Origin of the sequence: Enterococcus sp. DIV1421a, assembly GCF_051711025.1 — a bacterium.
Taxonomy (GTDB): domain Bacteria; phylum Bacillota; class Bacilli; order Lactobacillales; family Enterococcaceae; genus Enterococcus_B; species Enterococcus_B hirae.
This window is the reverse complement of the sequence record NZ_JBIOLU010000001.1, coordinates 2,570,817-2,586,024: the sequence shown is the minus strand read 5'-3', so window position 1 is coordinate 2,586,024 and position 15,208 is coordinate 2,570,817. Positions and strand designations below refer to the sequence as shown.

Annotated in this window: 9 protein-coding genes and 2 pseudogenes; 9 read left to right on the top strand and 2 right to left on the bottom strand. The window is 36.1% G+C overall.

Annotation, left to right across the window (positions count from 1 at the left end; translation table 11 throughout):
* Nucleotides 1-14: 14 nt before the first annotated feature.
* Nucleotides 15-143 carry a hypothetical protein gene (locus IGK21_RS11685; RefSeq protein WP_010720995.1) on the bottom strand — a complete coding sequence of 43 codons (129 nt, stop codon included), beginning with the start codon at nucleotides 141-143 and terminating at the stop codon, nucleotides 15-17.
* Between the two features lie 674 nt (nucleotides 144-817).
* On the opposite strand from IGK21_RS11685, the pseudogene cas9 reads away from it, so the two are divergent.
* The 6 genes and pseudogenes from cas9 (at nucleotide 818) to IGK21_RS11655 (ending at nucleotide 8,073) form a co-directional block, all read left to right on the top strand.
* Nucleotides 818-4,828, top strand: a pseudogene (cas9, locus tag IGK21_RS11680) (type II CRISPR RNA-guided endonuclease Cas9).
* Complete coding sequence (gene cas1 / locus IGK21_RS11675; RefSeq protein ID WP_181915152.1) at nucleotides 4,810-5,676, top strand: type II CRISPR-associated endonuclease Cas1; 867 nt, start codon at nucleotides 4,810-4,812, stop codon at nucleotides 5,674-5,676. Before cas9 ends, cas1 begins: the two are co-directional and overlap by 19 nt.
* A pseudogene (gene cas2, locus IGK21_RS11670) lies at nucleotides 5,673-6,018 on the top strand (CRISPR-associated endonuclease Cas2). The gene cas1 and the pseudogene cas2 overlap by 4 nt, the downstream one beginning before the upstream one ends.
* Nucleotides 6,008-6,667, top strand: coding sequence for a type II-A CRISPR-associated protein Csn2 (gene csn2 / locus IGK21_RS11665; RefSeq protein ID WP_181915151.1), 660 nt, complete (start codon nucleotides 6,008-6,010; stop codon nucleotides 6,665-6,667). The pseudogene cas2 and the gene csn2 overlap by 11 nt, the downstream one beginning before the upstream one ends.
* Before the next feature lie 685 nt (nucleotides 6,668-7,352).
* A complete protein-coding gene (locus IGK21_RS11660; RefSeq protein ID WP_010720990.1) occupies nucleotides 7,353-7,724 on the top strand; it encodes a DUF1622 domain-containing protein in 372 nt (123 codons plus the stop codon).
* Nucleotides 7,714-8,073: a DUF1622 domain-containing protein gene (locus IGK21_RS11655; protein ID WP_010720989.1), complete on the top strand. Its 360-nt coding sequence runs from the start codon at nucleotides 7,714-7,716 to the stop codon at nucleotides 8,071-8,073. The genes IGK21_RS11660 and IGK21_RS11655 overlap by 11 nt, the downstream gene beginning before the upstream one ends.
* A 234-nt stretch (nucleotides 8,074-8,307) precedes the next feature.
* Here IGK21_RS11655 and IGK21_RS11650 read toward each other — a convergent pair whose 3' ends face one another.
* Entirely contained in the window at nucleotides 8,308-9,738 is a 1,431-nt protein-coding gene (locus IGK21_RS11650) for a helix-turn-helix domain-containing protein (protein ID WP_094940227.1), read from the bottom strand.
* A gap of 495 nt (nucleotides 9,739-10,233) precedes the next feature.
* On the opposite strand from IGK21_RS11650, the gene tdc reads away from it, so the two are divergent.
* The 3 genes from tdc to IGK21_RS11635 all read left to right on the top strand — a co-directional run bounded on the left by tdc (nucleotide 10,234) and on the right by IGK21_RS11635 (nucleotide 15,148).
* Nucleotides 10,234-12,066 carry a tyrosine decarboxylase gene (gene tdc, locus IGK21_RS11645; protein ID WP_010720987.1) on the top strand — a complete coding sequence of 611 codons (1,833 nt, stop codon included), beginning with the start codon at nucleotides 10,234-10,236 and terminating at the stop codon, nucleotides 12,064-12,066.
* 315 nt (nucleotides 12,067-12,381) lie between these two features.
* A complete protein-coding gene (locus tag IGK21_RS11640; RefSeq protein ID WP_010720986.1) occupies nucleotides 12,382-13,812 on the top strand; it encodes an amino acid permease in 1,431 nt (476 codons plus the stop codon).
* 16 nt (nucleotides 13,813-13,828) lie between these two features.
* Nucleotides 13,829-15,148: an amino acid permease gene (locus tag IGK21_RS11635; RefSeq protein ID WP_181915150.1), complete on the top strand. Its 1,320-nt coding sequence runs from the start codon at nucleotides 13,829-13,831 to the stop codon at nucleotides 15,146-15,148.
* The last annotated feature ends 60 nt before the right edge of the window (nucleotides 15,149-15,208 follow it).

Here is a 15,208-nt window from a genome sequence, read left to right as displayed (position 1 = left end):
ATTCGTTTCTTTGACTAGATCGATTCAAATTCATCATACAAATGACGATCATCTTCTAACAAGCCTGTCTTTTTACCAAGATAAACAGCACCCAATGTTAATATGCCTAGTCCAATACCTAGTTTGATCCATTTTTTACTCATAAGATATTCCTCCTTTGTTTTTTCTCTCGTCCTTCTATGTAAAAGGATAGAACCTTTCATTCTAATTGCCAAATGATAGGGTAACCAAATATCCGAACTTTGGACAGATTGAACAGAGTGTCTAATTTTGAGCAAAAGTAAGTCAATGGAATCGAAAAGTTGGTCAGCTGAAAAAATGGAAAGCTTGGGAAGGAAATCAAGATTGGCAGAAAATCTGGAAAGAATGGTTTGCCAGATAGCAATGAAAAGATATGTAAGAGATTTGCGTTATTTTATATTTGATAAAACATTAGGTAATTAGAATTATTTTTTAAAAAAAGTTTCATTAGATTTGATTTTAAAATCAAAATTCTAAATAAAATGCTTTCAAAAATAAAAATCGCATAAAAATTTTGTGTTATAGTAAAACTGTTAAAAATCCTATATATAACAAAAAAAGGCAAAATAAAAAAGCACCGAGACAGTGCTTGCTTTAAAAGCTGATAACGGACAATGCCTTATTTTAACTCGCTATGTTGATTTGAATGCTACCAACAAATTGATTATAGCATAATACCAAAGAGTTACAAGTAGAAAAAGAAAATCACTTTGTCTAACTATTCATGATGGTTGGCAATTGTAAAGAAGACAACTTGCTAAGTTGTGTAAATGTTAAAAGAAGGGATGGATAGTGAATGACAAAGGACTATACGATTGGTTTAGATATAGGAACCAATTCTGTGGGCTGGGCGGTACTAAAAGATGATTATCAATTAATGAAAAGGAAAATGAGCGTTCACGGAAATACTGAAAAAAAGAAAATCAAAAAAAATTTTTGGGGCGCACGATTATTTGATGAAGGTCAAACAGCGGAGTTTAGAAGAACTAAGCGAACGAATCGCCGAAGATTGGCTCGCAGAAAATATCGACTCAGCAAATTACAAGATCTTTTTGCTGAAGAACTCTGCAAACAAGATGACTGCTTTTTTGTACGTTTGGAAGAAAGCTTCTTAGTTCCAGAAGAAAAACAATACAAACCAGCATCGATTTTCCTCACGTTAGAGGAAGAAAAAGAATATTATCAAAAATATCCGACAATCTATCATTTGCGCCAAAAGTTAGTCGATTCAACGGAAAAAGAAGATCTCCGATTGGTTTATCTGGCATTGGCTCATCTATTGAAATATCGTGGTCATTTTTTGTTTGAAGGAGACTTGGATACGGAGAATACCTCTATTGAAGAAAGTTTTCGTGTTTTTTTAGAACAGTATGGCAAACAATCAGATCAACCACTAATCGTTCACCAACCCGTTTTAACTATTTTGACAGATAAATTATCGAAGACGAAAAAAGTGGAAGAAATCCTCAAATATTATCCTACAGAAAAAATCAACAGCTTTTTTGCTCAATGTTTAAAATTGATCGTTGGGAATCAAGCGAACTTTAAACGTATATTTGATTTGGAAGCAGAAGTAAAACTCCAATTTTCAAAGGAAACCTATGAAGAAGATCTGGAGTCTTTGTTAGAAAAAATCGGTGATGAGTACCTAGATATCTTTTTGCAAGCGAAGAAAGTCCATGATGCGATCTTATTATCAGAGATTATTTCTTCAACTGTCAAACATACGCAAGCAAAACTGTCTTCAGGGATGGTCGAACGGTATGAACGGCATAAAGCTGATTTGGCAAAATTCAAACAATTCGTGAAAGAAAACGTACCACAAAAAGCAACAGCTTTTTTCAAAGATACCACCAAAAATGGTTATGCTGGTTATATCAAAGGAAAAACAACTCAAGAAGAATTTTATAAATTCGTCAAAAAAGAGCTAAGTGGGATAGTAGGAAGTGAACCTTTTCTAGAAAAAATCGATCAAGAAACCTTTTTATTGAAACAACGTACTTATACCAATGGGGTTATTCCTCATCAAGTACATTTAACAGAATTGAAAGCGATCATTGATCAACAAAAACAACATTATCCATTTCTAGAAGAAGCAGGACCAAAAATCATTGCGTTATTCAAATTTCGAATCCCTTATTATGTCGGTCCTTTGGCAAAAGAACAAGAGGCTAGTTCTTTTGCTTGGATCGAGCGGAAAACAGCTGAAAAAATCCTTCCGTGGAATTTTTCAGAAGTCGTAGATATCGAAAAATCAGCGATGCGTTTTATTCAAAGAATGACAAAGCAAGATACGTATTTACCGACAGAAAAAGTACTTCCTAAAAATAGCTTACTTTATCAAAAATATATGATTTTCAATGAACTAACCAAAGTGAGCTATAAAGATGAACGAGGTGTGAAACAGTATTTTTCCGGTGATGAGAAACAGCAGATTTTTAAACAGTTGTTTCAAAAAGAGCGAGGAAAAATCACTGTCAAAAAATTACAAAACTTTTTGTATACGCATTACCATATTGAAAATGCCCAGATTTTTGGTATTGAAAAAGCATTTAATGCTTCGTATAGCACGTATCATGATTTTATGAAATTAGCAAAAACAAACCAAAAAGCCATGCAAGAGTGGTTGGAACAACCCGAAATGGAACCGATTTTTGAGGATATCGTAAAAATACTCACCATTTTTGAAGACCGTCAAATGATTAAACATCAATTAAGTAAGTATCAAGAGGTCTTCGGTGAAAAGTTGCTCAAAGAATTTGCAAGAAAACATTATACTGGCTGGGGAAGATTCTCAGCTAAATTGATCCATGGCATCAGAGATCGAAAAACGAATAAAACGATCCTTGATTATCTAATCAACGATGATGACGTCCCGGCTAACCGTAACCGTAATTTGATGCAGCTGATCAATGATGAGCATTTATCTTTTAAAGAAGAAATTGCAAAAGCAACGGTGTTTTCTAAACATAAATCATTAGTTGACGTCATACAAGACTTACCAGGAAGTCCGGCGATCAAAAAAGGAATTTGGCAAAGTCTTAAAATCGTGGAAGAACTGATTGCGATCATTGGATACAAACCAAAGAATATCGTGATCGAAATGGCAAGAGAAAACCAAAAAACGCATCGGACGAAACCACGTCTTAAAGCTTTAGAAAATGGGTTGAAACAGATAGGAAGCACGTTATTAAAAGAACAGCCAACAGATAACAAAGCGCTCCAAAAAGAACGGTTGTACCTGTACTATTTGCAAAATGGCAGAGATATGTATACGGGAGAACCGCTAGACATCGAGAATCTTCACCAATACGAAGTGGATCATATCATACCGAGAAGTTTTATTGTAGATAATTCTATTGATAACAAGGTGTTAGTTGCTAGTAAACAAAATCAAAAGAAGCGCGACGATGTGCCGAATAAACAAATAGTCAACGAGCAAAGGATCTTTTGGAATCAACTGAAAGAAGCCAAATTGATTAGTCCAAAAAAATATGCGTATTTAACCAAAATTGAACTGACACCAGAGGATAAAGCTCGTTTTATTCAGCGGCAATTAGTCGAAACGAGACAAATCACGAAACATGTTGCGAATATTTTACATCAATCGTTTAATCAGGAAGAGGAAGGAACAGATTGTGATGGGGTACAGATTATTACGCTAAAAGCAACATTGACGAGCCAATTCAGACAAACTTTTGGGCTTTATAAAGTACGTGAGATCAATCCACATCATCATGCGCATGATGCGTATTTAAATGGTTTCATTGCGAATGTTTTGTTAAAACGGTACCCTAAATTAGCACCTGAATTTGTCTATGGAAAGTATGTCAAATATAGTTTAGCAAGAGAAAATAAAGCTACCGCTAAAAAAGAATTTTATTCCAATATTTTAAAGTTCCTTGAATCAGACGAACCGTTTTGAGATGAAAATGGGGAAATTTATTGGGAAAAAAGCCATCATCTCCCACGGATCAAAAAAGTTCTTAGCTCTCATCAAGTGAATGTAGTGAAAAAAGTCGAACAACAAAAAGGTGGTTTCTATAAGGAAACGGTCAATTCAAAAGAAAAACCTGATAAACTGATCGAACGGAAAAATAATTGGGATGTGACGAAGTACGGTGGTTTTGGAAGTCCAGTCATTGCCTATGCCATTGCGTTTGTTTATGCCAAAGGGAAGACACAAAAGAAAACCAGGGCAATTGAAGGAATTACCATCATGGAACAAGCGGCTTTTGAAAAAGATCCGACTACATTTTTAAAAGAAAAAGGCTTTCCTCAGGTGACAGAGTTTATCAAATTGCCAAAATATACCTTGTTTGAGTTTGATAATGGGCGCAGAAGATTCCTGGCAAGTCACAAGGAGTCGCAAAAAGGTAATCCTTTCATCTTATCGGACCAATTAGTAACCTTGTTATACCATGCGCAACATTATGACAAAATCACCTATCAAGAAAGTTTTGATTACGTCAATACTCATCTTTCTGATTTCTCAGCCATCTTAACCGAAGTTCTCGCTTTTGCAGAAAAGTATACACTTGCGGATAAAAATATAGAGCGAATTCAAGAACTCTATGAAGAAAACAAATATGGAGAGATTTCGATGATCGCACAATCCTTTTTGCAGTTGTTACAGTTCAATGCGATAGGTGCTCCAGCAGACTTTAAATTTTTCGGAGTAACGATCCCTCGAAAACGTTATACCAGCTTAACAGAGATTTGGGATGCTACGATCATTTACCAGTCGGTCACTGGTTTATACGAAACGAGGATAAGGATGGGTGACTTATGGGCTGGCGAACAGTAGTAATCAATACCCATTCTAAACTGACTTATGCAAATAATTATCTGGTGTTTAAAAATGCGCAACAAACGGAAAAAATCCATTTGTCTGAGATCGATATCCTTATTTTAGAAACAACCGATATCACGATCACGACAATGTTGTTGAAGCGTTTAACAGATGAAAAAATCTTAGTGATATTTTGCGATGACAAGCGATTGCCGTCATCGCAATTATTCTCCTATTATGGGCGACATGATAGTAGTTTGCAGTTATCTAAACAAATTCAGTGGGAATCGGACTTGAAGAGCGTAGTTTGGACAACGATCATTGCCCAAAAGATCCATAATCAATGTCGTTTTTTACAAGAAAATGATTTTGTTGAAAAGGCATCTGCGCTTTCCAAGTTATCAGAAGAATTGGAAACATTTGATCCGACGAATCGTGAGGGGCATGCGGCAAGAATCTACTTTCAAACGTTGTTTGGTAATCAATTCACGCGGGAGGAGTCGAATGAAATCAATGCGGGGTTAGATTATGGTTATACGCTGCTAATGAGTTTGTTTGCAAGAGAAATCGTTAAAAATGGTTGTATGACACAATTCGGTTTAAAACATGCGAACCAATTTAATGATTTTAATCTAGCAAGTGACTTGATGGAACCATTTCGTCCGCTAGTTGATCAAATTGTTTATACATATCGTGATCAACCTTTCCCGATTATCAAAAGAAGGCTGTTTGATTTGTTTTCACAAAAGTATTTATATGGGAAAAAAGAAATGTTCTTAACGAATATCGTGACGGATTACACCAATAAAACGATTAAAACATTGAATAATGAAGGGAAAGGAGTTCCTTATTTCGGAATATGAGTTATCGTTATATGAGAATGTTATTAATGTTTGGTCTGCCGACAGAGACGAGCGATGATCGAAAAGTTTATCGAAGGTTCAGAAAGTTTTTACTGAGTGAAGGCTTTATCATGCATCAATTTTCAGTATATAGTAAGTTGTTGTTGAACGGTACTGCTAATCAAGCGATGCTCGGTCGATTAAAAGCCCATCATCCTAAAAAGGGCTTAGTTACCTTACTAACGGTCACTGAAAAACAATTTTCACGAATGGTTTATTTGTGTGGGGGAAAAAGACCTGAGTCCAGCTAATTCAGACGAACGAGTCATTTTTTTAGGAGAGGATGTGGAGGATGAACCTTAACTTTTCTTTATTAGAACAACCGATAAGCTTTGAAAAAGCGCTGATTTTTGTAATTGAAGATGTGGAAGTTTTTTCAAAAGTCGTTCATGGAGTTTACCAGTATGGTGAAAATAGCATGTTAAAGTTTTTCAATGATAAATTACAGCTACTCAAACCATCAGAATTGATGGTTGTGACGGATATCTTAAGTTTTGATAGCCAAGCTCCGACTACATTGAAGCTGATCTATGCTGACTTAGAGCAACAATTAAATGAAAACATCGAACTAAAATCAAGGATTGATCAATTAACCACCAAGGTTCAGGAATGGATTAGTGAGGAACTCTTAGAACATGAATTAGATTTAGTCTGTGAAGAAATGAGTATGGTTGAGCTATTCAAATCATTAAAAAAAAGAATTACGACGCAACCAGAATCAATCTTTCAAAAAATAATGGAGATTTTACAGATTTATAAGTATCTAGTGAAAAAGAAATGCTTGGTTTTTATCAATGTTGGAGCGTACTTAACAACCACAGAAATGGCTGAACTACAGGAATACATTTCTTTGTGTCATATGCCTGTCCTTTTTATCGAACCACGAAAAATAAAAGGATTGAAGCAAACTGTTTTAGATCAAGACTATTTTTTGTGTGAAGAAATGTGGTAAAATAAGAACAATCAAAATAACAAAAAAACAGCATGAATGAGCATTCAAGACGAAAGTTTTGCTATGGACGAGTAGCGCGATTACGAGATTTCGTGAGAAAAAAATTTTTCTGCGAGGTTTTAGAGCTATGTTGTTTTGAATGCTTCCAAAACGTCCGTCATTGGATTTATATTATTTCTGGAGTTTTAGAGCTATGTTGTTTTGAATGCTTCCAAAACTAAGGGTTCAACGCAGTACACATTGAGTTTGTTTTAGAGCTATGTTGTTTTGAATGTTTCCAAAATGTAGAAGCGTTGTGCTTTATTCGATCGCTGTTTTAGTTTTGTGTTATTTTGAGTGCTGACCTCATCAACTATGATAAGAGGTAGCTTTAGAGTTATGTTGTTTTGAATGAATGAAGATGCCTACTTTATCATGAAAAGTAGGCTCTTTTTTTACTTATATATAGGAAAGTGTCTTCGGTTGTTGAATCTGCTAAGTTTTGATCATTGAAAGGGGGAATCGTGCCTTTTAAAAATGAATGGATATGTTTACGGAACAGGACACAATTGTTCAGTCTTTTCAACATTGAAACGAATTCATTTTCTCAAAGAAAAGATGAGTTGCTAATTTCGTGCTTTTTCTCTATCATCAAACAGTAGGCATTTGTTCGTGAACTAAAATGAATGTGAGAGGGGACAGTGAGATGTTTGATACAAATTTGATAACTTATTTGGACTGGTTGATCGCAATTTTGAATATTGCTTCAATCATTATTTTGCTGGTAGGGATTTTTTTAGTCTTAAAAAATCTTTTTGACTGGCACCCACTGAAAAAAGACTACGAACAGCGTAATTTCCGAAATGCGGAAGTACGCAAATTATTGGCTAGTTATATTTTGCTGAGTCTAGAGGTGCTAGTGGTAGCAGATATCATTGAATCAGTTATCAAACCAACTTGGACAGATATTTTAAAATTAGCAGTGATCATCATTATTCGAACGATTATTTCCTATTTCTTGAATTTAGAAACACAAGATAAAAAGCAAGTAAAGGTAGGAACACATAATGGAAATTAATTTGATCGAGAAACTTGCCCCTTATTTGGAACTATTAGTCATCGTATTAGACGTTTTTGCTATTTTAATCATTCTCTGGGGTGCTTGGTTAGCTATCAAAGATTTTCTCTACTTTTCTTTTACGGAACGAAGAATCAAAGCAGAGCGGATTAACCAAAACAATGCAATCAAAAAAATGTTAGGTGGCTATATCTTGTTGAGTTTAGAAGTCCTGATCTCAGCTGGTATCATTGAGTCCATTATCAAACCAACCTTGGAAGATGTCTTCCAGTTAGCTGCTTTGGTTGTGATCCGAACGATCATTTCGTTCTTTTTAAATAAAGAAATCGGCTCGGATGCACGACAATAAGTTATAAATATCACGCAACTCGTTTATTACGATGTGCCAACGTAGAAACATTTGCAATATAGAAAAAATCTCAAAACAACTTTCCAGGTTTTGAGATTTTTTGTTTTGCTTTTTAATTGCCTAACATCGGCCAGTTTATAGAACGAACGTTATTAAACAGTTGTGCTAACAACTTGGTTTCTTCACTGGAAGCTGGCTTTCAGTGAAGCATACGCCGGTTTTTCCCAGCACGGCTTATCGAACTGCTTGAACTGCCCAGACAATCGATTTTTCAATTGTGTCTACGGAAACGGGAACAATTGTCGGAAACTGTTCTGCTTCTGGCGTATAGAGAGTTTTTTCACATAAAATTCGAGTGTTTTCTTGTTGTGCAGCACTTTTTATTGCTTCGTCTAAGTGCTGATAAACAACGGGATCGACTTCCATATCGAAAGTAGTGACGGACTCTAAGGCTTCTCGGTAAATCAGATATTTTACGTCTGAGTTGGTAACGATACGGACGTTGAGTTTTGTTTTATTAATGCGTAAAATGCCACTTAATTCAATAACGAAAGCGTCCAAACAATTGATTTTAAGTCGTAGTCTATAAGGTAATTGGGCTAACCATTGGTTGAATAAAGGCTGTATTTCGGCTAATAAGGATTGCTGTTCTGGGGACAAAAGATAAAATTTTTCAGGTACAAAGAGTTGATAATTATCCCATGCGGTGCGCATCAAACGAATTAAAGCGCGTTCGAATGCTCGGTTACCGATGAATTTTCGATTGAAATAGCTTTCAAACTGGGTAATCAGTTGTTTGATTGATTGGCTATCTTCAATGAAAACTTGATGGAGGTGACAGAAGTCTTCTTCGATTGCTTGGTAAGAATTGAAGCCATAATCACTGAGATTAAATAAGATCAAAGCAAAGTATACTTCATTTTCTTGATAATAATATTTTAGTTTAGTTGTATGCCATGCATCCATCACATATTGATAAATGGGGCGTTTTTGAAGTTCGGCTATAAAATCTTGTTCAATCGATAAGGGATGCCTTTTTTGAGACAAATAGCTGATCAACAATCCAATACGTAAGATCTCACGGTTGTCTTTATCGTAGATACGCCTGCTATTAAAGGTTACCGATTCGATAAATTCATCTATTGCCAGGAAGTAGTCTGCTGGAAGTGTTGGGATCTTCAAGGTACCCGTTCGATAAGTCACATTCAATAATAATAAACGACGTTCGATCTCCGTAAATCGTGGAGAGTGGTGTTGGATTTGAATGTCACAATCTTCAAAATAAGCAAGTACTTGTTTTTTTAATGAATACGCTTTGCTAACAGAAATATACTCGATTTCAGTCAGTTGGAGATAATTAGGTTCATTTTCAAGATATAACTGACAAGTTTTAAGAAATAAAGAAGGGCGTGCTAATTTTTGTATCAGGCGAAAACGAGGGATCGTAGGATCAAAATACAAGGAACAAGTATCTTTTTCTCGTTGGCTATAGATGATCTCATCCTTGAGTTCAGTTCGAATCGCTTTGATGTCATTGAGTAACGTTGTTTTGCAGACTTGTAATAAATGGGATAGTTCGTCTAAATCGATTTCTTTTTTGTGATAGAATTGACCGCAAAGAAATAACTGGCGTAAAATATTTTTTTCCAAATAGTCTTCAAACATTAAAACTCCTCCGCTTTGTAGATGGTTGAACAATGTACCATTCATTATGCCATGATTTAAAGTTTAAAACACCTTTATTTTTTTTCATATGAATGAAAAAGCTTGTGTTGACAAGCTTTTTTGTTATAAAACGATGTTTTATAAAAATATAAAGAGAAAAGATTCTTGTGAAAAAAATACAATAAAAGTAAAAAATGGATGAGTAAACGGATAAATAAAATAATTATTTTTTTAATATACGTATTTATTTTTAAACACACTTAAGAAACGACAGTTTTTTATCTCACGTTTTTATAAAATATTCGTTATTATGAGTAGAAAATTCTGAAAAATCAGACTTTCTTTATTTTTTTCTAAAAAAAGGGGTTATTTTACAATGTTATAAAAAAAATTATCTCATTTTTTGTTCTATAGTCAGTAGTGTGATACAGATGGATGGTTTCATCTGCAGTTACAAAATCGTTGGCCAACGAGAACAATATGGAGGTAATAGACATGAAAGATATGGATATCAAAGCCGTCTTTATTGGCGACAAATCAGAAAATGGCGCATTTTACAAAATGCAATTGAACAAGATGGTCGATGAACATTTAGGCTGGAGAGAGAATTATCTTCCTGGTGACGTTGCAGCCATTAGTGAAGCCGACAAACAAGCACCTCGATATATCGCCACTCGTGAGCATATGGTGGAAGTCTTGGATGAAGTCAGTCAACGGATGCGTGCAGGATCAATCCCTTGGCATTCTGCTGGGCGTTATTGGGGGCAAATGAACGCTGAGACATTGATGCCTGCCTTGCTTGCTTATAACTTTGCTATGCTTTGGAATCCGAATAATGTGGCATTGGAATCTTCTATGGCAACTTCACAAATGGAGGCAGAAGTAGGGCAAGATTTTGCTGATTTATTCAATATGACCGGTGGCTGGGGCCATATTACAGCAGATGGCTCGATCGCAAACCTTGAAGGTCTTTGGTATGCACGTTGTATCAAATCTATTCCCCTTGCAGTGAAGGAAGTTTATCCTGAAAAAGTCAAAGATAAAACAGATTGGGAACTATTGAATCTTTCTGTCGAAGAAATCTTAGAAATGGTTGGAACCTTCAGTGATGAAGAATTAGATGCTGTCAAAGCAGCTTCATCTCGTAGTGGGAAACACCTCCAAGAACTTGGCAAATGGTTAGTGCCACAAACGAAGCATTATTCATGGATGAAAGCTTTAGACATTTGCGGGATTGGGTTAGATCAAATGATCGCTATCCCAGTTCAAGAAGATTATCGTATGGATGTTGCTATTTTAGAAAAAACGATCCGTGAATTAGCCGCACAAAAGATTCCAGTCCTAGGTGTGGTAGCGGTCGTTGGGACTACGGAAGAAGGCCAAGTGGATAGTGTAGATAAAATCGTCGAATTGCGAGAAAAATTATACAAAGAAGGAATTTATTTCTATCTTCACGTTGACGCAGCTTATGGCGGGTATGCACGTGCATTGTTCTTAAATGAAGCAGGCGAGTTTGTACCTTATGAATCTCTGCCAGACTTTTTTGAAGAACATCATGTATTTAATTATGATGTTTCCATTGATCAAAGTGTTTACGATGGGTTCAAAGCAATCTCTGAGGCAGATTCGGTCACGATCGATCCGCATAAAATGGGCTATGTTCCTTATGCTGCTGGAGGTATCGTAATCAAACACAAAGAAATGCGTAACATTATTTCCTATTTTGCTCCTTATGTTTTTGAAAAATCAGTAAAAGCACCGGACATGTTAGGCGCCTATATTTTAGAAGGATCAAAAGCCGGGGCAACGGCTGCTGCTGTTTGGACTGCTCATCGTGTATTGCCATTGAACATTACTGGTTATGGTCAATTGATTGGTGCCTCGATTGAAGCAGCTCAACGTTTCCGAGCATTTTTAGAACAATTGAGCTTTACCATCAAAGGGAAAACGATTGAAGTTTATCCTTTGAATCATCCAGATTTTAATATGGTCAATTGGGTATTTAAAGTCAAAGGATGCACGGATTTAAAAACGATCAATGAATTGAATGAAAAAATGTTCAATCGTTCTTCTTATATGGAAGGGGATGTTTATAGTGAACATTTCATTACTTCACATACGACCTTTATGAAAGAAGAATATGGAGATTCCCCACTTCCTTTCATTGAACGGATAGGTCTTTCGAAAGAAGAATGGCAAAAAGAACAAAAAGTGACATTGCTAAGAGCGGCAATTATGACACCCTATCTTAATGATGACAAGATTTTCGAGTTCTATACGCAAGGCATTACCAAAGCCATGGAAAAAACACTCAATGAAATCTTATAACAATAAAAATTAACCGATAAACTGTCTAGTGAAGAACGGTGTTACAGGAAGCTATGATCAAAGAAGATAGATGATGCACGTTGAATTGTTGTATTCAGAGTAGAAAGAGTGGATGTTCAAACGCTTTTCCGATTCAAGATATCAAGATTATGTCAAACTCAGATAGTTGAAGACTAGTGAGTAATCGGGTAAACGCAAGCAGTTCTTTTTCAAAATGAAATACTGCCATTAATTTTTTTCGTTCATAGCTTTTCCCCCCTGTAACGTTCAAATTAGATAGTTTATTCTGTGTTGATGGAAAGAAGGAAAATAACAATGACAGATTCGAAAACTTCACAAATCACTACACTGACATTCATCGGTATGACTTGTGCCTTAGTTGCTAGTGTTCGGAACATTCCTGATGTTGCAGCCACGGGTTGGACGATGCTTTTCTATATGCTTGTAGCGGTATTATTTTATGCTTTTCCTATTTCGTTGATCTCAGGTGAATTTGCTGGGATGTTTCCCCAAAAAGGTGGACCAGAACTCTGGGTCTCAAATTCTTTAGGACGAAAATGGGGCTTTGTTGTCTCATGGCTTTTATGGGTCCAAATGTTTCCAGGGATGGTGATGGTCGCTTCAGCGCTAGCACCTTTATTGGGTAATATGATTGATAACGTTCCTTTAGGGTTGAACAGTAAATTTACTTTGATCGTTATTCTAGTCGTGTATTGGATCATTACATTATTAAATTTGAAATTTGATATGGCTAAAATTGGTGGGAAGATCGGTGTTTGGTTAGGTCTATATATTCCATTAGCAATTATGCTTCTTTTAGGTATTTTTTCATGGATCAAAGTCGGTATCCAACCACATGCAACATTAGGTCATTTTTCTTGGGCTAAATTGATCCCTGATGCCGAAACAGCGAAATCATTCGTTTACTTTGCACCAATCATGTTTATCTTTACGGGGATCGAGATGTCTTCTGTCTACATCACCCGTTTGAAAAATCCTGTAAAAACTTATACTAAAGGGATCTTTGCTGCATTGATTTTTCTCTTCTTTGTGAATACGTTGAATGCGTTAGTCGTAGCAAATGTGGTACCTAAAGGCCAAATGGAGTTGAATAATATTGCGCAATCCATTTCAATCTATTGTCAGATTCTAGGATTACCACATATCATCGTTAATATTTTCAGTCTATTAGTCTTTGTAGGTGTAGCTGTCCAATTATCTGCATGGGCTTCAGGACCAGCAAAAACAGTCACTGCAAGTGCGAGAAAAGGAGCATATCCACCAAAATTCAATTTTTGGAAAACGAACCAATTTGATGTGTCAAAATCAGTGATCTTAACACAATCAACGATTATTTCGATCTTTGCTTTGTTTTATTTGTTGATACCAGGTGTCAATCAGGCATTTCTGATGTTAGTGAACTCCACGACAGTGATTTATTGTATTGTATATGTCATTATGGGGATTGCTATTTTGAAATTAAGAAAAGCCAAACCTGAACTTGCTCGACCATTTAGAATCGGTAAAAAAGGTGGCAAGGGTGATTTAGGTGCATGGATCGTTGTACTTGTTCTTTTTGCAGCAATTGGCTGTTCGGTAGGTTTGACGATGCAAGCTGGAACGTTGATCAACTTTATCGCAGTAACAGTGATTAGTTTGATCCTATTCATTGCCCCATTATGTATTGATAAAATCAGAAAACCATCATGGGAACAAGAAGTCCAACAAAAATTGAATCAAGAATAAAGAAAAGGTGAGTAAGATGGAAAGAACCACAATGAAGAAAACTTTGACGAACCGGAATATCCAGATGATTGCGCTAGGAGGTGCGATCGGGACTGGACTATTCTTAGGTTCTGCCAAAGCAATCAAGTTGGCGGGACCTGCTGTCTTGCTTACTTATTTTGTTTGCGGTCTCGCTATTTATGGGTTGATGTATGCGATGGGTGAGCTCTTTTTATCCAATAATGAGTTTCAATCGATCGGCGATTTCATCCAATACTATTTAGGCGAACGATGGGCATTTTTAGTCAACTGGACGTATTGGTTATGTTGGATGGGTGCTGGATTGACCGAATTGACAGCGATTGGTTTATATATCCGCTTTTGGTTACCAGCACTCTCTCCCTTAATCAGTGGGATCTTCGCACTTATTGCCTTAGTGATCATTAACGTAGTTGCGGTTCGTTGGTTTGGTGAGTTGGAATCCTTGTTTTCAACTATCAAGATTTTTGGGATTTTATTATTTATTCTTTTAGGGATTGGCGTTTGCTTTTTGTACTTCAAGTCACCAAAAATTGGTGTCAGAGAAAATTTTGATCAGCTCCAAACCATTTTTCCATTTGGACTAACCGGCTTAGTTGCTGCTTTTCCAATGGTTTTATTTAGTTTTGCCGGAGTTGAAATGATCGGTTTAACGGTGGGCGAAACAGCAGATCCACAGAAAAACCTTAAAAAAGCGATCCAATGCTTACCCGCACGTATCCTCTTTTTCTATATTGGAACGATCGTGGCGATTTTGTTAGTCGTTCCTTGGCAATCTTTAGATTTAAAAGAAAGTCCGTTGGTCACGATGTTACAGTTCATTCATTGTAGCAAAGGGGCAGGAGTCATCAACTTGATCATCTTGGTTGCTTCCCTTTCTTCCACGAATAGTGCCATTTATAGTACGAGTCGTATCTTATATAATACGGCAAAAGAAAAAAATCTTTCAAAATGGTTTCTAACATTATCTTCTCGGGGTGTGCCCTTGCACGGTATCTTATTTACTGGAGGCATGTTTTTATTAGGTCTTTGTTTACACTTTTTTGTATCAGATAGTCGGATTTTATTTCAATTACTTGCAGGCATGACCACGATTTCGTTCTTATTTGTCTGGTCTGCTATTTTATTTGCCCATCTAAAATTAACGAAAAGTCAGTTGAAAAAATGGAAAGATCGACTCATTCTATGTTTTTTTGGTTTGGTAGGAATCAGTTTATTTTTTGAACCAACTACTCGTATGATTCCCGTAGTTTCCGTTGTTTGGTTTGGTGCCTTGAACTTGATCTATCAACGGATTCGTCAGACCGCTCCAAAATGATTCGATATTTTTCCCCTATTTTTTTCAGGGTCCTCTGAAATAATTGACGTTAAATCAAGT